At 54.8% G+C, this 23,392-nt stretch carries 19 protein-coding genes and 1 tRNA gene; 7 read left to right on the plus strand and 13 right to left on the minus strand.

Annotated features, from left to right (window positions below):
• Window positions 1-2 precede the first annotated feature (2 nt).
• The 5 genes from C4N22_RS08500 to C4N22_RS08520 all read left to right on the plus strand — a co-directional run bounded on the left by C4N22_RS08500 (window position 3) and on the right by C4N22_RS08520 (window position 5,002).
• Window positions 3-1,337, plus strand: a complete 1,335-nt coding sequence (locus tag C4N22_RS08500) for a hypothetical protein (RefSeq protein WP_112148645.1) — start codon at window positions 3-5, stop codon at window positions 1,335-1,337.
• Between the two features lie 23 nt (window positions 1,338-1,360).
• Complete coding sequence (locus C4N22_RS08505) at window positions 1,361-2,071, plus strand: hypothetical protein (protein WP_112148646.1); 711 nt, start codon at window positions 1,361-1,363, stop codon at window positions 2,069-2,071.
• Window positions 2,072-2,083: 12 nt separating this feature from the next.
• Window positions 2,084-3,577, plus strand: coding sequence for an HsdM family class I SAM-dependent methyltransferase (locus C4N22_RS08510; protein ID WP_112148647.1), 1,494 nt, complete (start codon window positions 2,084-2,086; stop codon window positions 3,575-3,577).
• 529 nt (window positions 3,578-4,106) lie between these two features.
• Window positions 4,107-4,682 carry a hypothetical protein gene (locus C4N22_RS08515; RefSeq protein WP_242980988.1) on the plus strand — a complete coding sequence of 192 codons (576 nt, stop codon included), beginning with the start codon at window positions 4,107-4,109 and terminating at the stop codon, window positions 4,680-4,682.
• A gap of 143 nt (window positions 4,683-4,825) precedes the next feature.
• On the plus strand, window positions 4,826-5,002 hold the full coding sequence (locus C4N22_RS08520) for a hypothetical protein (protein ID WP_242980989.1): 177 nt from the start codon (window positions 4,826-4,828) through the stop codon (window positions 5,000-5,002).
• Window positions 5,003-5,197: 195 nt separating this feature from the next.
• Here the strand turns inward: C4N22_RS08520 and C4N22_RS08530 are convergent, their stop codons facing one another.
• The 7 genes from C4N22_RS08530 to C4N22_RS08560 all read right to left on the minus strand — a co-directional run bounded on the left by C4N22_RS08530 (window position 5,198) and on the right by C4N22_RS08560 (window position 12,827).
• On the minus strand, window positions 5,198-5,908 hold the full coding sequence (locus C4N22_RS08530; protein ID WP_005926942.1) for a response regulator: 711 nt from the start codon (window positions 5,906-5,908) through the stop codon (window positions 5,198-5,200).
• A complete protein-coding gene (locus C4N22_RS08535; protein WP_242980990.1) occupies window positions 5,901-7,874 on the minus strand; it encodes a DUF4118 domain-containing protein in 1,974 nt (657 codons plus the stop codon). Before C4N22_RS08535 ends, C4N22_RS08530 begins: the two co-directional genes overlap by 8 nt.
• Window positions 7,875-8,063: 189 nt before the next feature.
• Window positions 8,064-8,711 carry a potassium channel family protein gene (locus C4N22_RS08540; RefSeq protein WP_015565003.1) on the minus strand — a complete coding sequence of 216 codons (648 nt, stop codon included), beginning with the start codon at window positions 8,709-8,711 and terminating at the stop codon, window positions 8,064-8,066.
• Window positions 8,712-8,722: 11 nt separating this feature from the next.
• Window positions 8,723-10,060, minus strand: coding sequence for a TrkH family potassium uptake protein (locus C4N22_RS08545; RefSeq protein WP_112148650.1), 1,338 nt, complete (start codon window positions 10,058-10,060; stop codon window positions 8,723-8,725).
• A gap of 665 nt (window positions 10,061-10,725) precedes the next feature.
• Window positions 10,726-10,809, minus strand: a tRNA-Leu gene (locus C4N22_RS08550).
• 208 nt (window positions 10,810-11,017) lie between these two features.
• The gene (locus C4N22_RS08555) at window positions 11,018-11,761 is read right to left on the minus strand and encodes a response regulator transcription factor (RefSeq protein WP_112148651.1); all 744 of its coding nucleotides are present in this window, start codon (window positions 11,759-11,761) and stop codon (window positions 11,018-11,020) included.
• Window positions 11,751-12,827: a sensor histidine kinase gene (locus tag C4N22_RS08560; protein ID WP_242980991.1), complete on the minus strand. Its 1,077-nt coding sequence runs from the start codon at window positions 12,825-12,827 to the stop codon at window positions 11,751-11,753. The genes C4N22_RS08555 and C4N22_RS08560 overlap by 11 nt, the downstream gene beginning before the upstream one ends.
• 143 nt (window positions 12,828-12,970) lie before the next feature.
• Here C4N22_RS08560 and C4N22_RS08565 point away from each other — a divergent pair, with 143 nt between their 5' ends.
• Both C4N22_RS08565 and C4N22_RS08570 read left to right on the plus strand, forming a co-directional pair.
• Complete coding sequence (locus tag C4N22_RS08565) at window positions 12,971-13,993, plus strand: threonine aldolase family protein (RefSeq protein WP_022257606.1); 1,023 nt, start codon at window positions 12,971-12,973, stop codon at window positions 13,991-13,993.
• A 95-nt stretch (window positions 13,994-14,088) separates the two neighbouring features.
• Window positions 14,089-14,601 (plus strand): PTS sugar transporter subunit IIA, encoded by a 513-nt coding sequence (locus tag C4N22_RS08570; protein WP_022257605.1) that lies wholly within the window; start codon window positions 14,089-14,091, stop codon window positions 14,599-14,601.
• A gap of 61 nt (window positions 14,602-14,662) precedes the next feature.
• Here C4N22_RS08570 and C4N22_RS08575 read toward each other — a convergent pair whose 3' ends face one another.
• The 6 genes from C4N22_RS08575 to C4N22_RS08600 all read right to left on the minus strand — a co-directional run bounded on the left by C4N22_RS08575 (window position 14,663) and on the right by C4N22_RS08600 (window position 23,334).
• Window positions 14,663-17,059, minus strand: a complete 2,397-nt coding sequence (locus C4N22_RS08575) for a LuxR C-terminal-related transcriptional regulator (protein WP_112148652.1) — start codon at window positions 17,057-17,059, stop codon at window positions 14,663-14,665.
• A 96-nt stretch (window positions 17,060-17,155) separates the two neighbouring features.
• On the minus strand, window positions 17,156-17,797 hold the full coding sequence (locus C4N22_RS08580) for a YczE/YyaS/YitT family protein (RefSeq protein WP_112148653.1): 642 nt from the start codon (window positions 17,795-17,797) through the stop codon (window positions 17,156-17,158).
• A gap of 100 nt (window positions 17,798-17,897) precedes the next feature.
• Entirely contained in the window at window positions 17,898-18,833 is a 936-nt protein-coding gene (locus tag C4N22_RS08585; RefSeq protein ID WP_112148654.1) for a GTP-binding protein, read from the minus strand.
• A gap of 127 nt (window positions 18,834-18,960) precedes the next feature.
• Window positions 18,961-19,533, minus strand: coding sequence for a carbonic anhydrase (locus C4N22_RS08590; protein WP_112148655.1), 573 nt, complete (start codon window positions 19,531-19,533; stop codon window positions 18,961-18,963).
• Window positions 19,534-19,636: 103 nt separating this feature from the next.
• Window positions 19,637-20,971, minus strand: a complete 1,335-nt coding sequence (locus C4N22_RS08595) for a CitMHS family transporter (protein WP_112148656.1) — start codon at window positions 20,969-20,971, stop codon at window positions 19,637-19,639.
• A gap of 185 nt (window positions 20,972-21,156) precedes the next feature.
• On the minus strand, window positions 21,157-23,334 hold the full coding sequence (locus C4N22_RS08600; protein ID WP_112148657.1) for an ATP-binding protein: 2,178 nt from the start codon (window positions 23,332-23,334) through the stop codon (window positions 21,157-21,159).
• Window positions 23,335-23,392 lie beyond the last annotated feature (58 nt).

Here is a 23,392-nt window from a genome sequence, read left to right on the forward strand (position 1 = left end):
GCATGAGAAATCCGAAAATTTTGGGGTTGAATACAAACTTTGAATTATTGCATTTCCCTAATTTTCATGAGGATAGCTTTTCTTCTGTAATTTCACTTTTAGATTATGACGCACTTATCATTGATACTTCAAATTTGATATTTCAGTACACCGACAAGGAGAAATATAAAAACAGATATCTAGTGACAGAACCAGATGCCAGTCAAATGAAAGCTGACTTCGAGCATATACAGAAACAAGCTGATGAATTTTTGAGTGCAGGGCACAATATTTATCTCCTTGTTGGACACAACGAAAATTGTTACTGTCGCTATGAGAGGTCAGCCTTCGACTTATTAGGTGACCCGACAGAGTTTGATATGTATTCTTTTTTGCCAGTATCGCTGACATTAGAACATCTCAAAGGAAAGGAAATTGCCTCTTGTGGTAATGCGCCATTCAACACTTTTTTTGAAGTTAATAAAGGGAACTTGGAATATAATGCTACGTTTGAAGTTCAAAAGGGAACAGTGCTGGCCAAAATACGAAAAACCGACAAAGTGATTTCTTTCAGCCAACAATATAAAAAAGGAACGATTATATTTCTGCCAACTCTTGACCCTGACATTATGATAGAAACGCCAAAAGGTAAAAAATTTATTGAAACTTTTTTACAAAGCATTTATGATATCGATAATCAGTTGTGTTTAGAAAAAGAAGTGAACACTTTACCCGATTGGGCTGAAGATTTCCATATTTTAGATGAAATAAAAACAATTGATGCAAAACGGCAAGCCGAACAAAGAATTGAAAAGCTAAAGAAAGCACTTGAAACAGAGCAAAAAAAGCTAGAGCATATTATAAACTACAAACGGTTACTGACAGAAACTGGAGCACCACTTGAAAATATTGTAAAACAGGTTCTTTCGGAGCTTGGCTTTGAACTTTGTCCGACTGAAGAAAAACGTAGTGATGTGATTGCCAAGTATGGTGACATTGATATCGTTGCTGAGATTAAAGGCGTTGGCAAGAGTGCCGCTGAAAAACATGCCGCACAGCTTGAAAAATGGGCTTCGCAGTTTTTAATAGACCATGGGCATCAACCTAGAGCACTGCTGATTGTAAATGGTTATAATACGTTGCCCTTGGATCAGCGCATAGAAGAAGTGTTTCCTGATCAGATGTTGAAATACAGCACAAGCCGAGAACAAGCACTCATCACAACTACGCAACTTTTATGTCTATTTATCGAAATCCAAGAGCATCCCGAATGCAAAGAAGAACGCATTCAGGAGCTTTTGTCTACGATTGGCCGGTATAACCGCTATACAGACTATTCTGAGTTTATTACACAATAAATCACACTAAAGGAGGTTTCACTATGTCGTTTATCATCACTGTTTATACCAGCGAAGGGATTGTCATGGCAAGTGACAGTAGATCAACCTATAACTTTACAAAGCAACTTGGTAATGGAAATTTTGAAACCTTGTGTGGTGCACAGATTACCGATACAACTTATAAAACGTTCCAGTGTAATAAGCATATCGGCATTTCCACTTGTGGAGATGCGAGTATCAATCAAACGCCAATTGCTGGATATATTGAAAAATTCATTCATGAAAAAGTCAATGCAGATAGCAGTGTTGGACAAGTATCAAATGATTTGCTGAATTACTTTAGCAATATCAATCCACACTTAAATACTCATTTTATTATTGCAGGATATGATTCTAATAATGCACTACCCGTTGTGAAGCAACTTTTTGTCGCTGATCAATCTATAAAAAATTTTAGTACGAATTTTTCCGGTGCTGTTTGGGATGGTGAAACCGCAACGCTATCCAAACTTTTTACACAGCTTTATGCTAAAAATCCTGATGAAACCTATTGTGCCATTCAAAATCATGGAATAAATTTCAACTTCTTCAACTTGCAAGATGCAATCAATTTTGCCCAGTATGCCGTTGATGTCACGATTAAAACGATGGCTTTTGAAAACTGTGTAAAAACCGTGGGTGGTCCAGTTGATATTCTTGTAATCAAGCCGACTGAATCTTTCTGGGTGGCCCGAAAAGAACTACATGCGTAAGGAATAAATATAATGTCAGAACAATCTTCTAACATCGTCTCCAAAGTCTGGGGACTTTGCAATCCGCTGCGGGACGATGGTGTATCCTACGGTGATTATCTCGAGCAGCTTACTTACCTAATCTTCCTGAAAATGTCCGATGAATACTCCCGCCCGCCGTATAAGCGAGAAACCGGCATCCCTAAAGGTTACACTTGGTCGGATATGAACACGCTTAAGGGCGCAGAGCTGGAAAATCAGTACCGCGCTATACTGGAGAGGCTGAGCGATGAAGGCGGCATTTTAGGGCAGATCTTCAAAGGGGCCGTCAACAAAATCAGCAATGTTTCCATCCTGTACCGCGTGGTGCAGATGATCGACAAGGAAAACTGGGTGTCCATGTCCTCCGATGTGAAGGGCGAGATCTACGAAGGTTTGCTGCAAAAGAACGCCGAGGACGTAAAAAGTGGTGCAGGGCAGTATTTTACACCCCGCCCGCTCATCAAAGCAATGGTGGCCTGTCTGCGCCCGGAACCGAAAAAGACGATTGCTGACCCCTGCTGTGGAAGCGGCGGCTTTTTCCTTGCTGCACAGGCGTTCTTGGCTGACCCAAAGAACTATGCACTCGACCGCACAGAGAAAGAATTCCTGAAAAACGAAACGTTCTATGGAACTGAACTTGTGGTTGCAACCTTCAAACTCTGTCTGATGAATCTGTATCTGCACAACATCGGTGACCTGTACGGCAAAGTCCCTGTCATGCGTGGGGATGCGCTGTTGTCTGACCCGGGTTATCGTGTGGACTATGTACTGACGAACCCGCCGTTCGGTAAAAAATCCTCCATCACCTTCACCAATGAAGAAGAGGAGCAGGAAGAAGAGGATCTGGTCTACAACCGGCAGGATTTCTGGACGACCAGCTCAAATAAGCAGCTCAACTTTATCCAGCATATCAATACGATTCTGAAGCCGACCGGAAAGGCGGCCGTTGTTGTACCGGATAACGTTCTGTTTGAGGGTGGTGCAGGCGAAATCATCCGTAAAAAGCTGTTGGACACCACGGACTTGCACACCATTCTCCGCCTGCCAACTGGCATTTTTTACAAGCCGGGTGTAAAGGCAAATGTGATTTTCTTCGATAAGCGTCCCGCCAGCCCAGAGCGTCAGACAAAGGAAGTCTGGATCTACGATTTTCGCACAAATGTTCACTTTACGCTTCGTCAGCATCCCATGACGGACGCTGACTTGCAGGATTTCATTCAATGCTATCATCCGGAAAACCGCCACGTACGCACGGAAACATGGTCACCGGAAAATCCAGAAGGCCGCTGGCGCAGATTCACGGTAGATGAAATTCTGGAACGTGATAAAACCAGTCTGGATATTTTCTGGCTGAAGGACAAATCACTTGCCGATTTGGACAATCTCCCTGCGCCGGACGAACTTGCCGCGGATATTATTGAAAATTTGCAGAGTGCTCTGGAAAGTTTTCAGGAATTGATGGGGCAACTGAAAAAGAACGATTGAACAGGATGTGAGCATAATCGAAAATTCTAAAATGAAACCGAAAAAGACTGCGGAAGAACTTGTTCAGATGCTCCATGATGAAAAAGGTATCCAATTTCATCTTATTTCAGAAGAACAGGCCGTAGAATGTTTTTCACAGAGAAACAATTATCTCCGCACAGCATCTTATCGAAAAAAGTTGTTGACAAGTTGAATTAGTTCACATATAATATCATTGATATTAAAAAGAGTAATCTTTTGTGCGAGTGCCGTCACTGACGTCGCTCGCATTTTCTTTTGTTTAAGACGCTGTGTGGAGTTCCGATACCGCCCCGCAACACACCCGATTCATTTTGCCGCTGTTTCACCCGACAAAATCATCGCTGCGCTGCATGGGCGGTATTTTTTTACAAATAGAACCTTTTGTAGTTGTGCAGTTCTCCGAAATTCGTTTTCAGTTGTTGACAGCACAACCTTAAAGTGTTATCTTATGCTTGAAAGAAGCAGAACGTAGTGTCCGCACTGCGCTCGGCTTTCTTCATACTGTACCTTGAATACCCACCACTCCGGCGAGAAAACCTGCGAGCGCATCGCAGAAGAAAACGGTGTCAGCCGTGCATCGGTTCTTCGTGCACGGCACTACACCAAGGGCATTGATATCGCTGATACTCTTTCTCCCGGCATCAAGAAAAAGGTCTTTTCCGGTGAGGTAAAATTCACCAACGATGAAATGATCAAACTCGTGCAGAGCAGTCCCGACAAGCGGCAGGATGTGTTTGCCGAGATTATGCACCCAGAGATCACGAAAGCGATGGAAGCTGCTGACGCAGAACCCAACGCTGACAATCCGGTTCCGGTGCCCACAGCCGACCCGGAACAGTTCAAGACTTATCAAGTCCCGGACGAGTTCATGCGGGTCTACAAAACCTTGAGCACAGCCACTGAAATGATGAAGAACACATTGAAGCGAGTGCTCAAGAACAATCAGAGCTACTTCTCCGACCCGGAAAAGCAGAAAGTTCTCCGTTTTGCGATGCAGCGTCCTGCCATCTATCTAAATGAGCTGGAAACCTGCATAGAACAGATTCTCGCTGAAACCCTTGAAGGCGCTGAAAAGACCGCATAACGACAGGCACTTGTAAGCCATCAATGAGCCACCAGCCGCAAGAGCAGGGCGGAAAGCATCCGCGCCCTTGCGCCTGATAAAAATTGGAACTTTGATTTTCTCGTCCGGCTTTGCCACGGTGGGACGATCGAAGGAGCGTGCGTTTGAACAAAAAGAAAAAGTCCACAAACACTTCCCCCTATCCCGATGAAGTCATCGACCGTCTGGCACGGGCATTCTACCCAGCCATCCTTGCCTGCTGGAACAGCGAGGAAGGGCAGCGGTCACTTGTCGGGGCAAAGCCCCTCCATCTTGCTGCGCAAGACCGCTCTGCCGCTTAAAAGCCCCACTGAAGCTTTCATTGCTCCGCTGCGCTGCGCAAACGCGAGCTTGCCTATGGCAGGCAGAACAGGCTCATCTTGCAGGAAGAGAAAAACAGGAAGTTCCCGTTGGGGAACTCCCTGTTGTACATATCGCTATTGTCTGTGATCTTTGGCAAGGTGCGTCCTATTCAGGAACGCACCCTGTTTTTTTTACTATGCTTCATCGTTTTCTGCGCGCAGCATCCGGTATCCGACACCAACATGGGTCTGGATCAGATGCGGCGCATCCGGGTATCGTTCCAATTTTTTGCGCAGGGATGCCATGTAAACTCGCAAGGAAGCAATGTCATTTTCCTGCGTACTGCCCCATACTTTCTGCGTGAGGGAGGTATGCGTCAGCACTTTGCCCACATTATGCGCCAGCACACACAGCAGCTTGTACTCGATGGGGGTCAAATGCAATTCATTCTCGCTCAACCAGACGCAGCCTGCCGAGAAGTCGATCTTCAAAGGACCATTGACAAATACCGGGCTGTTGATACCGTCAGAAGCCAGCAGATTCAATCGGCGCTGCGTTACACGCAGTCTTGCCAGCAGCTCGTCCACGGAAAACGGCTTTGTCAGATAATCGTCTGCGCCATTGTCCAGTGCTTCGATCTTATCAGAATCTTCGCTCCGGGCACTCAGGACGATGATGGGAAGGTTCGACCATGTGCGGACGCTGCGGATGACCTCGATGCCGTCTATGTCGGGCAGCCCAAGATCCAGCAGCATGATGTCCGGGTTGTGGCTGGTCGTCATCATGATCGCCGTTTCCCCATTGGAAGCAGTCAGATATTTATAGCCGTGGGTTTTCAGGGTCGTTGTGATCAGACACCGTACAGGAACATCATCCTCTACGACCAGAATGGACGGCTTATTCATGAATATTCACCTCACTTTGCGGCAATGCAAAGGAAAAGACACTGCCATTGGGAATGTTGTCACGCAGGGTCAATGTTCCGCCGTGAGCCGTCAGGATCGCACGGCAGAGGGGCAAGCCCAGTCCAAGGCTGCGGTGGCTGTCTGCGATGCGGCTCTGCCCGGTATAAAACATCTCGAACACCTGTGCTTTTGCGCGATCCGGAATGCCGGGACCGTTATCGGCAACGTCCACTACGACCTGATGGTCTTTCCGGTAAGCCGAAATCTGAATGACCGAGCCCACGGGGGTGTATTTGATGGCGTTATCCACCAGATTGACAACGACCTGCATGATCAGCCGTGCATCCACATTGACCAGGAGGATCTCGTCCCCATACTGTGTTGTGATGGTGTGTTCGCAGCTTTTCCGGTTGACATGATGCAGTGCTTCTTCGATCATTTCGTCCATCAGCTGCGGTGAGATCTGCAGATTCATCCGCCCATCTTCAATGCGGGTGATGGAAAGCAGATTTTCCACCAGACCGATCAGCCATTGCGCATCGTCAAAAATATCGGTGCAGATCTTGTTCCGGGTCTCTGTATCCAGCGTTTCTCCGTTGGAAAGCAGATTGCTGGCATTGCCGGAAATGGAGGTCAGCGGGGTGCGCAGGTCATGGGAGATCGTGCGCAGCAGGTTTGCCCGCAGTTCTTCATTCCTTGCCTGCAATGCAGCTTGCTCTTTTTCCAGCGCGTTTCTGCGGTTTTCGATGGCCAGCGCACCTTCGCCCAGAATGGAAAGCAGCACACTGTTTTCAAAGGCATCCAGCGGTTTTTCGGACAGGTCGATCCCAATCACTCCAAACACGCCGCCTCCGGTCCGAAGTGCAAGATAAAGCCCCTTTGCGTCCGGGTAGCTATCCGTGCCTGCGCCGGAACGCTTTTTGTTGGCAAATGTCCAGTTTGCCGCATCCCGTTCTTCCGGTGCAGAAAAGATGTTTTGCGCCGTTTTCCCGTCAACCCAAAAAACCTGTTCTGACCCAAGATTTCCGTTTTGTTCCGGGTAGACGATCAGGCTCCGGTTCAACAGCTTCATCAACTGGGACGCTGTCTGAGAGAGGATTTCTTCCTCGCTTTTTGCTCTCTGTAAAAGCTGATTTGTGTCAAACAGTATTTTTGTACGGAACGCTGCCTGCGCAGACATTTTTGCATGGTCTTTCAGCCGTGTCGTTAACGTACAGGTAATGATTGCAGAGGTCAGCATCAGGGCAAATGTAACCTGATAACCGGGGTCATACGCATGGAATGTCAGGTATGGCTCGGTCATGAAGAAATTGTACAATGCTACACTGGCAACGGACCCCAGCACACCGCAGGTGTAACCGCTGGTACACAATGCGGTGAACAGCACCCCCAGCATATAGAGCATAATAATGTTATAACGCGCAAAGTCCAGTTGCAAGAAAAAGAAGCCGATGAGCGTGATGCAGCTCAGGATGCCTGCGGTGATCAGCAGATCACGGACAGACGGCAGAAGCGGACGGGTGAACAGCTTCCGTCCTGAACCGTAGCCGTTCTCTGCAGAAGCATCCGGGATGATATAAATATCCAGATTGGGGGCCGTCAGCGTCAATTTTTCAGTCAGTGACGGTCCACTCCAGAAATGGCGGCGATGTACGCTGGAGCGCCCCAGCACGATTTTTGTAATGCCGGAGATGCGGGCAAACTCTGCGATCTGCTGCGGAATGTCATCCCCGTAGATCGTAGAAATGTCGGCACCTGCCTGCTCCGCCATGCGAATGTGCTGCTGCAAGCGCCGACAGTCTTCTTTTCCCATCTGATCCGAATCCGGAGTCCGGACATACAGAGCTGTAAAGGTCCCTCCAAACGCCTTTGCCATCGTTGCTGCCGTCCGCACGATCTTTGCATTGGAGGGAGAGGACGACAGACACGCCAGAATATGTTCAGTGGGTGGGTCGTTCTGATTCATAAAGATCACCTGCCTTGCCCACAGTATAGCACAATTTGATGGTCACGACCACCAGCCACGTCTTTTTCCTTCCTGTCGAAGGATCTCCCGTCGTATGTGATCCAGCGCATCTGCTGCCCAAAAGCCACTCAACATGACTCCAAGAACCATCAACAACAAAACGACATCCATACGATCCGTCCTATCTTTTCAGAGCCGGAAACACTTCTGGATCGATGCGTATTTTCCCAAAACCAGCATACTTTCATCCCGGCACAGCTGCGTATCCGGCGTGATGTTCATATCGAGCTTTCCGTCTTTTTTCAGCGCAAGAATATTGATGTTATACTTTTTTCGGATATTGATCTCACCGATCGTACGATCCATCCATTCCGGCGGAATGGTCACTTCCATGATGGCGTGGTCGTCCTGCAGCTCGATATAATCCAGAATGTGTTCGGAGCTGTATCGGATCGCTGCCCACTTTGCCAGCTGCTTTTCCGGGTAGACCACTTCATCCGCACCGTTGCGCAGCAGGAACTTAGCTTGTACATCCCGCTCTGCACGAGAGACCACAAGCTTTGCGCCCAGCTCCTTGAGCAGCGATGTTGTTTCCAGCGAACTCTGAAAATTGCCGCCGATGGTTACGATACACACATCAAAATTGCCGACACCAAGGGAGCGCAGAAAGTATTCGCTGGTGCTGTCACCGATCTGTGCATTCGTTACATAGGAAAGCACGGCGTTCACACGGTCTTCGTTGCTGTCGATTGCCATGACCTGATGACCCAGCTCATTCAGTTCCTGCGCAATATGGCGGCCAAAACGGCCAAGCCCAATCAAAAGAATCGATTTCATACTTGTCTCCTTTATCCGATTGCGATCTTCTCCTGCGGCAGACGAGAGTGGGCAGGGCTGCTGCCAAATGTCGCATAGATCAACGTCAATCCGCCAACACGTCCCAAAAACATCAGTGCGATCAGCACCCCCTGCGAAAGGATGCCCAACTGCGGTGTGATGCCCAATGTCAGACCTACCGTTGCCACAGCCGAAGCAGTCTCATACAGACAGACCGACATCGGCAGCTGTTCGGCCGTAGCAATGATAAAGGCTCCGAGGAAAAACAGCGTCAAATACATCCCTGCGATGGTGGCAGCATTCTTGACCGCGGAACCATCTATGCGCCGCCCGAAGAATTCGGCATCTTCTCTGCGGCGGAAAGTCGCCCACATATTGGCCAGCAGAACGGCAAATGTTGTGGTTTTCATGCCGCCTGCCGTAGAGCCGGGCGAACCGCCCAACAGCATCAGAACCACCATCAATGCCTGTGAAGCGCTGCCCATCGCAGCAAGATCAGCGGTGTTAAAACCGGCAGTACGGGGTGTAACGGATTGGAACATCGACAATAAAATGCGCTGCCGGGCAGAGCCTGCCGTGAATTCGAAACAATAAAAGTACAGCGCCGGCAGCACCAGAAGAAACGCCGTTGTGACAAGGATCACCTTGCTCTGCATCCGGTAACGGTGAAAATCAAGGCGATAGGTACAAATGTCCTCCCATGTCAGAAAGCCAAGGCCGCCAAAGACGATCAGGGCTGCGATTACTGTGGTAAGCAATGGGTCACCTGCATACCGTGTCAGCGAAACAAATTTTGCGCCCTCTGTTCCCAGCAGGTCAAACCCGGCATTGCAGAACGCCGAAATGGAATGAAACAGCGCGTACCAGATCCCTCGCAAACCATAATCGGCGCAGAACGTCGGCAGCAGCAGTGCAGCACCGGCCAATTCAAACAGGGCGGTGATCCGCAGAATAAAGCCTGTCAGCCGCACGATGCCGCCCATCTGCGGGGCAGCCGTAGCTTCCTGCATCGTGCTGCGCTGCTTGAGGGAGATCTTTCGCCCGGAAAGCAGCGCAAAGGCAGCGCCCACCGTAATGACACCCAATCCTCCGATCTGGATCAAAAGAAGAATTACGCTCTGCCCGAATGCCGACCAGTAGCTGCCGGTATCCTGAACCACAAGCCCGGTCACGCAAAGGGCAGAGGTGGAAGTAAACAGTGCCTCATGGAACGGTGTGACGCACCGCTGCTGTGCAGCAATCGGAAGCATCAGAAGCAACGCGCCCACCAGATCAACTGCCGCAAAACCTGCAATAATGACCTGAAAAGAAGAAAAACGGTGCTGCCTGTAACGAGGATATTGAATCATAAAAGCTCCTTTACCTATCCGTGTGCATAAAGATTAGCATGGAATAGATAAAGGAGCCGTAAAGAAAATTGTAGAAGTATAAAGATTCTATTAAAATTGGTCGGGAACGAGCCGGAGCTTGTCGGGGCAAGGCCCCTCCATCTTGCTGGCGCAAGACCGCTCTGCCGCTTAAAAGCCCCACCGGGGCTTTGGTTCCGGTGTTGCGCACCGTCGCCCTTTCAAGTCCTCTTATCCGCACTTCACGGCAGTCCTCTTGTTAGACATTCCTAAATCTCTAGGAACCGCGCACTAACCAACAGCCCACTGGGCTGTTGGTTGCCCCGCCTGCGGCGTGGCCGTGCTGTCCCGGGTTGCGCTTACCGATTTTTCTACAGCCCTTGAGCGGGCTTTGAAAAATCGGAGCACGGCCCCAGCCTCGCTTCCCTGTTTCCGCCACTGGCGGCGGTCAGCTCCGCTGCAAGTCCTCTTATCCGCACTTCACGGCAGTCCTCCCGGTAGGCATTCCTAGACTCTACCAACCACGGGCTAACCAAAGCCCCACTGGGGCTTTGGTTCCGGTGCTGCGCACCGTCGCCCTTTCAAGTCCTCTTATCCGCTGTAGAGTGTTTCCAAAAGGACTACTGCAAAAGAAAAGAGACAGCCTTTTTGGAAAGCTGTCTCTAAAGTGCGGATAAGAGGACTTGAACCTCCACCGAGTTGCCCCGATTAGAACCTGAATCTAACGCGTCTGCCAATTCCGCCATATCCGCTTATTTTGTTTTTGTCCGTGAGCCGTTCGGCTCGGAACATTGATAATTATACCATGGATTCCAGAAATGTCAAGCATTTTCTCCAAAAAAGTTCTACTTATTTTTATCCAGCGTATCTGCGGCAAAAATCCCCGCCGCAGGCGGAATTTCCGGCCACGGCGGGGAGCTTTCATTTCTGCTTTTCCGTTCTTTTGTGCACCATGGATCCTCAGTGCTCTTCCGCGGCAAGGTCCAGCGGTTTGCTGTCACCGTCTTCGTCGATCATCCGGTAGCCGACGCCCAGCTCATTGAGGATATAATTGTTGCTGCCCGGGCGGCTGCCCAGCTTTTTGCGGATGTTGGCCATGTTGACCTGCAATTTCTTGGTGCTTCCGCAGTCCGTATCGCCCCAGATGGCCCGGACAATGGCGGCGTAGGTCATCACACGGCCCGCGTGCTCGGAGAGGAACGCCACGATGTTGTACTCGGTCTGGGTCAGCTTGATCTCCTGTCCGGCCACAAACACCTTACGGCGCTCATAGTTGATCTCCAGGTCCTGTGCCGTAAACGTCCCGGTGGGCAGGCTGCCCGCCGTACTGTAGCGGTTGACCCGCAGGGCGGCCCGGACACGTGCCATCAGCTCGCCGGTGCCAAAGGGCTTGGTAACATAATCATTGGCCCCCAGGTCCAGCGCCTCGATCTTATCCTGCTCCGTGGTGCGGGCCGAAAGCACCACGATCGGAGTCATGTACTTCTGGCGCACGGTGCGGATCAGCTCCAGACCGTCCCGGTCGGGCAGACCCAGATCCAGGATCACGAGGTCGGGGTTGTGGGAGGCAAACAGGGTCAGGCCCATGGAGCAGGTGTGCGCCACCAGTGCCTGATAGCCGTTGGTCTCCAGCAGTGTCTCAATGAAGCTGCAGATATTGGCCTCATCTTCCACCACAAGGACCTTGAATTTATTATTGCTCATCTTCGGTCTCCTCCGTCTCGATTTCTTCTGTCTCTAACCAGAACCGAATGGTCGTGCCCTCACCGGGTTTGCTTTCGGCTTTGATCTCACCGCCGTGGGCCTTGATGATGGCAGCACAGACCGAAAGGCCAATGCCCATGCCGTGCTTGCCGCTGTCGGCCCCGCTCTCCGAGGGCAGCGTCCCGGTAAACAGGGTGCGCAGACGCTCTTTCGGGATGCCGCAGCCGTTGTCCGCTACCTCAAACACCGCCCGGTCGCCCAGCGTGAACACCCGGAGGGTGAGCTTTGTCATCCCCTCCGCGTGGAGAACAGCGTTTTCCAAAAGATTGGTCAGCACCTGCCGGATGAGCATGGAGTCCATGGGAATGACGATGAAATCATCCGGCAGCTCCACATTGATGTTCACCCCCGGGTGCGTCTTTTTGAATTTGACCAGCACGGCGTCAATGAGTTCTTCCAGCACCGTGGGGGTCTTTTTCACCGAGACCTTTTCGCTGTCGATCCGGGTGACGGACAGCAGATTCTCCACCATCCGGTTCAACCACTGGGCATCCTCGCAGACCTCGCCCAGAAGCTTCAGCTTCTGCTCCCGGCCCAGGGAGTCGTAGTTTTCGATCACCGTGGAGCAGGCCCCGTAAATGGACGTCAGCGGGGTGCGCAGGTCGTGGGAGACGGCCCGCAAGAGGTTTGCCCGCATCTTTTCCGTCTCGCTCTCCATCCGCAGCTGCTCCTGTTTTTTGACGCGGGTGGTCAGGGTGCTGGTCATGATGGACACCACCAGCATCACGGCACCCGAGAACAGGTTTTCCGGCAGAGTGAAATTAAATGCAAAATAGGGCGAGCGGAACGCAAAGTTGACCGCCAGCATTCCGATGACCGACGCCGCCACGCCCCAGAGATAACCCTCCGTATACATCGAGACGAAAAAAGCAGCCAGCACAAAGACCATGGATGCCACGCCGTCGATCCGGCCGCTGACCGCCTGAATGGCCGCCACGCCCGCAATCGCTGCCGCAAGTGCACCGCCCAACACGAGCATGTCTTTCCATGGGAATTTCCCTTTCACCCGCAGTCCCTCCTCGTCCGAGTTTCTTTCACCAGAAAAGTATACCACATTCTCATTTAAGATGCAGTAAATCTTCTTAGCTTGACACCTTTTTCATTTAGGGATACTATTAGGTTATCTTGATTTGTGGAGGGAAAGCTCTGATGCTATACTTTGAAAACGACTACTGTGAGGGTGCCCACCCGGCCATTTTGCAGAAATTGGTAGAGACCAACTTTGAAAAAGTTTCCGGTTACGGCACCGACCCCTATTGTGCCAGCGCCAAAGAGAAGATCCGCGCGGCCTGCGCCTGCCCGGAGGCGGATGTCTTCTTCATCTCCGGCGGCACTCAGGCCAACGCCGTGGTCATCGGCTCCATGCTCCACCGCTGGGAGGGTGTGCTGGCTGCCACCACCGGCCATGTAGCCGCCCATGAGGCCGGTGCCATCGAGTTCACGGGCCACAAAGTGCTCAGCCTGCCCCACACCAACGGCAAAGTGGCCGCCAAGGATGTGGAGAATTTCTGCAAAACATTCTACGCCGACGCCAACATGGACCACCTCGTCTTCCCCGGCATGGTCTACATCTCCCACCCCTCGGAGTACGGCACCCTGTACACCAAGGCAGAGCTGGAAGCGCTTTCCGCCGTCTGCCACACCTACCACATGCCCCTGTTCATGGACGGTGCCCGGCTGGGCTACGGTCTGGTCAGCGAGGGCACCGATGTCACGCTGGCTGACATTGCCCGCCTGACCGACGTGTTCTACATCGGCGGCACCAAGGTAGGTGCCCTCTGCGGCGAGGCCGTCGTCTTCCCCCATGGCGCTCCCGCCCACTTTATGACCATGGTCAAGCAGCAGGGCGCTCTGCTGGCCAAGGGCCGCCTGATGGGTCTGCAGTTCGACGTGCTCTTCACCGACGGCCTGTACACCGAGATCAGCAAAAACGCCATTGAGACGGCCGCCGTGCTGAAAAAGGGTCTGGCGGAAAAAGGCTACCAGTTCTTCATGGACTCCCCCACCAACCAGATCTTCGTGGTCTTCCCCAACGCCCAGCTGGAAGCGCTGGAGGGCAAGGCAAAGTTCGGCTTCTGGGAAAAATACGACGACACCCACACGGTGATGCGGATCGCCACCAGCTGGGCTACCCGGATGGAGGAAGTGCGGCAGCTGCTGGCCCTGCTGTAACTGCCAAAAACAGCGGCCTGTCTTTGTGCAGGTTGTTGCTTGCATTTTCCCCCCTGGTATGATATCTTGAATTTTGAAAGGAAGGTAAGATACCCATGGGCTTTTTTGACAAGATCTTTGGCAGCAAGGCTGCTGCCACCAAATTTTCCGGCCAGAAGATGACCGTTCTGGCCCCCATCGACAGCACGGTGATCCCGCTGGAACAGCTGCCCGATGAAACGTTTGCCACTGCCATCCTGGGCCCCGGCTGCGGCCTGGAGCCCACCGGCGATATGGTCTACGCCCCCTTTGACGGCACCGTGACCACCATTGCAGACACCCTGCACGCCGTTGGCCTGATGAGCGATGACGGCATTGAGGTTCTCATCCATGTAGGCATGGACACCGTGGAGATGCAGGGCAAGAGCTTTGAGGCACAGGTCAAGGTAGACCAGAAAGTCAAAGCCGGCACCCCGCTGCTCAAGATCGACCTGGACGCCATCCGTGCAGCGGGCCACCCCACGGCCACGGCTCTCATCGTGACCAACGCGGACGATCTGCCCGAAATGCAGATCGTGGGCGGCGGCATCGTGGCCGCAGGCGCTCCCCTGTTCAAATTTGAAAAGTAATTTTTTACGCAAACAGCAGCGGCCCGGAGAGGCATTTCTCCGAGCCGCTGCTTTCTTATTTTTATAAGAGATTTAATTTCCGCGCGGCGGAAAGGGCTTCCACCTTGTTGCTGGTACCCAGTTTGTGGTAGGCCTGCTCGCACTGGTATTTGACGCTCCGCTCGCTGAGCTGGAGCTGCCGGGCGATCTCAGACCGGGTCAGGCCCCGATCCTGTAGCCGCAGCACCTGCAGGGCCCGCTCACTCAGCTGCACCGCACCCGGCAGTGCCGCCGGGGCATTGGTGCTCAGGTAGAGCGGATAAGCCTCGGCCATGGCGCGGGTCTTGCCCAGCACTTCCTGCCAGTAGGCCTCGTCCACACCCTCCGGGCAGCCAAGCTCCTGTAGCAGGGGCAGCAGCGCCGCGCCCTCCCGGCAGAACAGCCGGACAAAGTGGTAGCTTTCGGCCCGGCGGAGCACCTGGGTCAGCTCCGTTTTCCACAGCGGGTTCCCGGTGCGGTAACGGATGATGGATTCCAGCAGGTCGCCCTCCATCTGGAGCCAGGGCCGCTTTTCCATATTGGCATAGCTGCGCAGCCGCATGAGGATCTGCGCGGTTTTGTCATACCGCTGCTGCGCCATGTACACCCGGACAAAGGTATTGTAGCAGTACCGTTCCAGCACATTGAAATGGATCTCGTTCTGGGGCTCGTTCTCCATCCAGCGGACTGCGTCCTCTACCCGGCCCTGCCAGAGCTTGATCCGGCTCTGCATGGCCCGCACGTTCCGCACCACGCGGCGGGCACCACGCTGCTGGGCGCGGGTCTCTATCTCTTCCAGTGTCTTGACCGAGTCGCCCGGATGGCCGGTGACCAGATACACCCGGGCCACCAGCGCCGCGCCCACAAACTCCAGCTCAAACTTGCCGCCATTCATGGTCTCCATCAGGCCCCGGTTGGCAAGCTCCAGCACCTTGTAGATATTGCCGCCCTTTTCAAACAGGCTCTCCGCCAGGCCAATGGACACCAGCCCCTTGGAGTAGGGGCCCAGTACCTCGCCCACATGCTTTTCCAGCTGGAACGCCATGGTCTGATCATCCCGCGTCCAATCGCAGAAATCCTTGCTGCCATTGATGAGGGAGGGCTGGCCGCCCGTCACCGAGAACTCCGGCATCACCAGACGCTCGGTTTGGATCTTCCGGGCAGCCTCGTCCAGTACCTCGATGAGGTTGGTGCTGCCCCGGTGGGGCAGGCTGATGTCCAGATAGACCAGCCAGCTCTCAGCCAGGCGGTGCTCCTCCGGGTCCGGGTGGTCCGCGGCATATTCCTGCAGCACGGCATACCAGCGCTCGCTCTCCGTGGCGTTCAGCGCCAACGAGTAGAGCATACTCCGCGCCGCGATCAGGTCGGGCGAGGAGCGCACTTCCTCCTCCGGCAGGGCCAGATAGGCGGGCGTCAGCTCATAGTAATAGCCACCGCCGGGGTAGCGGCGGGCGTTGTCGATGAGGAGGGCGTGGATCTCTTTCTCGCACTGGCCGTCCTGATACAGCTTCAGTGCCCGGGGGATGTTGCCCTCTTTTTCGCAGATGGTGCCTGCACGGCGGAGCAGCTCATTTTTCCGCACCCGATCGCAGACCGTCTCCATCCGCAGCTTCATGCTGTTGATGACGGCGGGCCGCAGGGTGTAACCGCCGTCTTTGATGCTGAACAGGTTGCCCATCTCGGCAGCCTGGGCCAGCAGGCGGTTCACATCGCTCCGCCCGGTCATCTCTTCCGCCTGCTGGATGGTAAAATGCTCCAGCAGCGAAAGCTGCATCATCATCTCCCGGATCTCTTCCGGCCACTCGCTGTAAATGGCCTGATTGAGGTACTCGTAAAACTTCCGGGTCAGGTCATTCATCAGCTCCTCCGTATAGCTGGAGCCCCGGCTCATCTCCACAGCCAGCAGCCGGGCCCCCAACGGGTTGCCCTCTACCAGCGGGATGATCCGCTTTTCCAGCAGGTTCCGGGGCAGCTGAACGCCCCACGAAAGGTACAGCTGGGCAATCTCCTTCTCGGAAAGCCTCAGGTCTTCCTCCGGGATGACACTGAGACGGCCATTGACATAGGGCCCTGTCAGCCAGCTGGGCAGCGGGCAGCGGCCCGCCAGAACGAGCCACAACCCCGGCTGATCCAGCATGGACACGATCTCCCGCCGGACGGCCGGGTCCAGCACCCGGGCCAGGTCGTCGATGACCATGGTGGCTTCTGCCGGCAGCGCGATCTCCTGCAGAGTCTCCACGGTCAGGCCCTCGCCGCTGAGCCAGATATGCCTGCGCCGCCGCAGATAGCGGTGGAGCAGCTCCGTCTTGCCATAGCCCGTGGCCGCGTAAAGGTAAACATTCTGCCGCCGCGCGCCTGCCATCCGCAGTTTATCCCATGCAGCTTTGGGGTGGATGTAATTGTCTTTCTGAAAATTTGGGTAATGTTCCATTTCCGCCATTCGCTATTCCCCCTTGGGAGAGTCCTCCTACGGCGTCTTCCCGCACTGCCGCAGGGCCGCCTGCACCGCATTCCCGTGACGGTGCAGATCCGATGCTCAGGTTTTCCGCGGCTGATACCGCAGCACTTTTTCCGAAAAATGCCCGTTAAAAAACTGGATGACCGGCCCCAGGCAGAACGCGCAGATCAGCGTGCCCAGCCCTACCAGGCCGCCCAGCATCCAGCAGGCCAGCGCGCAGACCGCGTCCGTGAAGACACGGCAGCCAAAGTAGGGCACGGGCGTATGGTCCCGCAGCTCCAGCGCCAGCGCGTCGTAAGGGGCGATGCCAAGGTCTGCCGTCTGGTAGAGCGAAGCCCCCAACGCGGTAACGATGACCGCTGCCGCCACCCAGAGCAGCTGCTCCGGCAAAGACGCCGCCGGGCCGAAAAACGCTGCAATGGGGTCATAGAACGCGGTGACGATGAAACCGATGCAGATGCCGTTGACGAATGTGCCAAGGCCGATGTACTGCCGCCCCACCCAGATCTCAATGGCGAACATCAGAAGATTGGCGGCAATATTCTGCACTCCCAGCGAGATGCCAAAGAGCTCTGCCAGACGCATATTCAGAGCGCTGATGGAATCGTTGCCGAGATGTGACTGCTTGAACAGGGCGATGCCCAGTCCAATGATGATGATGCCGACGACCATCCCGATCACCCGGCGGGCCGAGGGCTTTTGCAGAAGCGTACCATTCATAGGGGTCTTCCTCCCTGGTTTTGTTGGTTCCATTATACGCCAGGTACCGCAAAGAAGCAAATTCTTTCCCCACTTTCTTTGCCTGTCCGCTGCAAAAAATTCAGTTTCGCAGTTTCTGCTCGATCGCTGCCTTGTCCAGCCCCTCGCCAATCACGATGAGCACCTGCTGGCCCTGTGCCAGTGGGCTTGCCGTCAGGCCGTCGGCGGTAGCGTTCAGCTCCACCCACTGGCCGTTTTCCTCCACAAAGCCTTTCACCCGCAGCACCCGCCCGCAGGCCGGGTCGGTGAACAGGCCGGGGATGTTCCGTTCCAGCCGGGCACGGGGCAGCCCCAGCTCCAGAAAATACGCCGAGGAAAAGGCCTCGTGCTCCTCAAAATGCAGCTTTTCACAGCTGGCCTGCCGCATCCCGCAGCGGGCGATCCGGGCCATGTCCGCTTCCGTGAGGGCGGCCCAGTCTTTCGCCAAAATCTCCTCCGGCTGGAACACCCGGCTGCACTTGCAGGCCGTCAGTGCCCGTTTCAGGTGGGCCACGGCAGCTTCACACTGGCCGGGTTTGGCCAGCTGGCTGCGGCTCAGCAGCACAAGGCCCGCGTTGGCGCACTCGGAGGCCAGGACATAATCCGCCTGCGGCGAGAGCTGTTCCGGCAGCAGAGCGTCCACAATGGCGATCACATTCCCCAGCTGATACCAGCGGTCCAGCGGGTCGTCCCGCAGCACGTCAAAAAACTCGTCCACATCAAAAATGCCGCTGGGCTCCACCAGCACCCGGGTAAATCCCCGCATGGCCATGGAGATGAGCTTGGTGCGCATCCGGCGCTGGTGGGTGTCACAGTCACACCCGCCGCTGATCGTCTCGATCTCGCACCCCAGTTCCAGCAGGTCCTGTACCAGCATGGCGTCCACATTCACCGCGCCAAAATCGTTTTCCAGGATGCAGACACGTTCCCCCTGCCCGGCCAGATATGCCGCGTACCGCCGCAGGAATGTTGTCTTGCCCGCTCCCAGAAAGCCCGTGATGAGGTCTACCTGTACCATCTTGTATCTCCTCCGTTTCCGATCGATTCCATGCAGAGTTAGTATAGCCTGTCCAGCGGGCATTGTCAAAAGAAAACAGGCCATTTCCCGCAGGAAATGACCCGTTTTTGCCGCAATGATCTCAATTTTACAAGAATTCCACACTGCCGTCCTCGATGTGATACATCGCACCGACGACCCGCAGGCCGGTTTCCTCTTCCATGTGGTGGATGCACAGGCTCTTCTCGATCTCCTGCACACTGTGCCGCACGTTCCTGCAGCTGGCCTTATAGGGGTCTTTTTCATCGCCAATGGCTTTTTTGATCTCATCGGTGATGTACTTGAGATACCCCTCCGGCTCGTAGTGGATGGCGGCATCCACCGCGCCGCAGTGGGTGTGGCCCAGCACCACCACCAACCGGCAGCCCAGGTGCCCGGCCGCGTACTCGATGCTGCCCAGCTGCTGGTCGTCGATCACATTGCCCGCCAGCCGGATGACGAACAGCTCCCCGATGCCGGCTGAGAAGATGCTCTCCGGGATGACCCGGGAGTCCGAGCAGGTGACGATGATGGCGTAGGGGGACTGGCCTTTCGCCCAGGTGGCCAGTCGGACGCGGCGGGAGATATCGCCGTGTCCGCTTTCCGCATTGAGATATTTGAGGTTGCCCGCCGCCAGACGGTAGATGGCGTCGGCCGCGGTGCAGACAGGGGTTTGGTTCATTGCAGCAGCCTCCTTTGAGGGATTCAGAATGGGGATCGGGATTTTTCAAAAAAGCCGCCCGGGCTGCCCTTGCGGGAAGCGGCCGAGCGGCGGAATGGGAAACTTAGAACGTGATGACGCCGAGGATCAGGCCTGCGACCAGGCAGATGAGGGACACGCCCCACTGCCAGCCAAAGCAGTACTTGATGTGATCCTTGATCTCGACACCGGCCAGACCAATGCCCAGATAGGTAGCGGGAGCCACCGGGCTGATGAAGGTGGCGCAGTTGCGGCAGACGACCATGGCGATGGCAATGTGAGCCGGGTTGACACCGAACTGGTTGCCAACACTGATCAGGACGGGCAGCAGACCGTAGAAGTAAGAGTCGGTATCGAACAGCAGAGCCAGAGGCACGCTCAGGACGCCGATGATGACCGGCAGGAACTTGCCCATGGAAGCCGGGATGACGCTGGCCATCATGATGGCCATTTTCTCCATGATGCCGCTCTTGCTCAGGACACCGAGGAAGACGCCGGCACACATAATGGTGGAGGCCATGGTCAGGCCGGAAGCCGCATGGCTCTTGATGATGGAGTTCTGCAGCTTCTTGCCGCGGTAGTTGACCAGAATGCCCAGAGCGCAGCCAACCATGAAGACATAGTAAGAGGGGAAGATATCCATGACCAGGACGATGATGACGGCCAGGGTCAGGATCACATTGAAGAGGAAGTTCTTCGGGCGAGCCAGCTCATTGTTCTTCTCTTCGCTATCCGAATCATCGTACTTGCCGGCATCCTCTACGGCAGCATCGCCCAGCTTGGCAATGCGCTTCTTCTCCTGGAAGCCCCAGAAGATGGCAGTGCCGACGGCAAGGACCAGGCCGACGACCTGCATCGGAACGATCTGACTCCACAGGTCATTGGGCTCAACGCCCAGAACACTGGCGGCACGCATGGTCGGGCCGCCCCAGGGCAGCAGGTTCATGACACCCATCGACGTAACGCAGATCAGCAGCAGGGTCTCACGGCGCATGTGCAGGCGCTTGTAGACCGGCAGCATGGCGGGGATGGTGATGAGGAACGTGGAAGCGCCGCCGCCGTCCAGATGGCCGATGATGGCGATCAGGCAGGTCATCAGGGCAACGCCGATCACATTGTTGCCGACCTTTTTCATCAGCGCGCCGATGATCTTGTCGAACATTCCGGCGTCGGTCATAACGCCGAAGAACAGGACCGAGAAGATGAACAGGATCGCGGTACCATGGACGCCTTTCACGCCTTCCTTGATAAAGCCTGCCATCTCATCGAGGGTGAACGCACCGGTTGCCACCAGAATGGCAGCCGTGATGGTCGAGACACTGACGAAAGCCAGTGCAGGGACCGTGACATTGCGCAGCAGCAGAACGATGACCGCAATCACCGTTGCAAAGCCGAGCAGAGCGAGGATCGTATCACTCATGTTGGTTAACTTCCTTTCCTTTTTCCGTATACGGGATGGCATTCCAGTTGCTACTGGACTTCCATTCCCTCTTTCGATGGTTCCAGTATAGCCCTGTAAACTTACACGCCAAAGTGCCGTCCATTACGGTTTGTTAAGAAAGGACTTAATATCCTGTAAGAGTCCGTATGCTTACTTGTATACAATTATTTCTGCTTCTCGCTCCGCCTGCAGGCACGAATTTCTTCCAGCAGGGTGGCGGCGGAGACCGGCTTCAGGATGTAACCGTCGATCACGCCATGGCGGCGGGCATCCACGATCTCACGGGTGGGAATGCTGGTCATCACGATGCGGGTCAGAGCCGGGTACTTGCCCTGAATGGACATGCAGAGCTCCACGCCGCTGCCGCCGGTCAGGCCCTCGTCGATGATCAGGGCGTCAAAGGGCTGGGTCTCCAGCAGGGTGCGTACCTCGCCCCGACGGGAACAGGTGAGCACTTCCAAGCCAAAACGGCCGAAATCTTTCTCCAGCAGATTGAGCACTTTCTTGTTGTCGTCCGCAGCCAGGATGCGCAGCTTGTGGTCCACGCCCCACTGCACCTGTTCCCGGGCGCGCTGCTGCTCCAGCACGGGCAGGTAGATATCGAAGGTTGTCCCCTGGCCAAGGGTGCTCTCGGCCAGGATGTGGCCCCGGTGGGTGCTGATGATCTGCTCCGCCAATGCCAAGCCCAGGCCGGTGCCCTCGCCCTGCTTTTTGGTGGTGAAGAACGGCTCAAAGATGTGGGCCAGCGTATCTTTATCCATGCCGCAGCCGGTGTCCGTGACGCTGACGCGGACATAGCTCTGCCAGTCGTCCGAGATCTTTTCCTCGGGGATCCGGGCCGCCAGTTCCTCCCGGGGGACAACTTTTGCCCGCAGGGTCAGGCTGCCCTCCCCCACGCCGATGGCGTGGATGCCGTTGATGCAGATATTCAGCAGCACCTGCTGCAGCTGGGTGCTGTTGCCCAGCACGTTTTCGCCGTGCAGCTCCAGCTCCTGCCGCAGCCGCACCTGTTTGGGGCAGTTGGTCTCCACCAGCTTGCAGGTGTGCTCGATGAGGCTTTCCACGGGCACCGCGTCATAGACCGTTTCCACGTTCTTCCGGCTCATGGAAGAAATTTGCTTCACCACGTCCCGGGCCTTTTCGGCAGCTTCGCTGATCTCCCGGGCGTTGTCATAAATTTCACTCTCGGGGTCGGCGTCGGCCATAATGAGGTCGGCATAGCCCGTGATGGGGGTGAGGAAGTTGTTGAACTCGTGGGCGATGCCGCCCGTCAGGGTGCCCATGAGCTGGAGCCGCTGGTCGTGCGCCAGAGACTCCCGGCTCTTCTGCAGCTCTTCCAGCGCCTCGTTGACCTCCTGCAGGTCGTTGATCTTGGTCACGCTGCGCTGGTTCTTCCGCTGCAGACGGAACATCATCCCGGTAAACAGCACCAGAACCACCGCAACGGCGCTGAACATGAGCGCCATCTTCAAAAAGCTGTCCCGCACCGGCTGGTAGAGATCGTCGTAATCCACCACAGCGCTGACGATCCAGAAGCTGCTCCCCACATCCAGATGCCGGAACGCGCTGATCTTATGCACCCGGGGCAGTTTGGGGTCGGTCCACCAGTAGGAGTAATAATCCCGGATGCCGGAGTCCTGTGTCCGCTGGGCCTTGAGCAGCTCGCTCAGGCTGGTCAGGTCCAGGTCTTTGTATGCGTACAGTTTCTGACGCCCATCCACCACCTGGATGCCCCACTGGGCTGCTTCCGGGTGCATGACCACCATGTCCCTGTCGTTCTTGATCACCACATAGCCATTAGTGCCCACCCGGATGTCGGAGACCAGCTGGCGGTACAGCATGGTGGAGTTCACCACCAGGCAGACGCTCTGCGCTCCCACATCCTTTTTCAGCACCAGGTAATGGGTATCCCCGCTGTGGTACTGCCAATAGGAGATATCGCTCGTCCGGGTGAGCAGCACATCGCCGACTGCTGTCAGCCCGTAGCAGCGGTAGATCACATTGCCGTCGTTGTCTTCCAGCCAGAGATCACTCAGGGTATCGCTGGGGGCCAGCGTGGGCTTATAGTCCGGGTTTGCTTCCACCTTGGCAACCGCGGAGTCCAGACGGTCGAGGTACTCCTCCAGCGAAAACTCGATGCTGTCGGCCAGGCTCTGCACCACCAGCTCCATCTGGCGGGTCTGGCTTTCCATCAGGGCCGTGCTGTAATCTTTCCAGACCAGATTTGCCACAATGGCCAGTATGACCAGAAGAACGGCTCCCACAGCCATTGGCACCCAGAGGGTGTGGAGCGTTTCCAGGGTGGAGCGCTTTTCCTGCGCGTCCGGCTTGTTCGGTTTCATGGCGGTTTCTCCTTTCAGCCGGGCAGGTTCTTGCTCTTCCAGGCTAAAAATGTTATAC

Origin of the sequence: Faecalibacterium prausnitzii (assembly GCF_003287495.1) — a bacterium.
Taxonomy (GTDB): domain Bacteria; phylum Bacillota; class Clostridia; order Oscillospirales; family Ruminococcaceae; genus Faecalibacterium; species Faecalibacterium prausnitzii_I.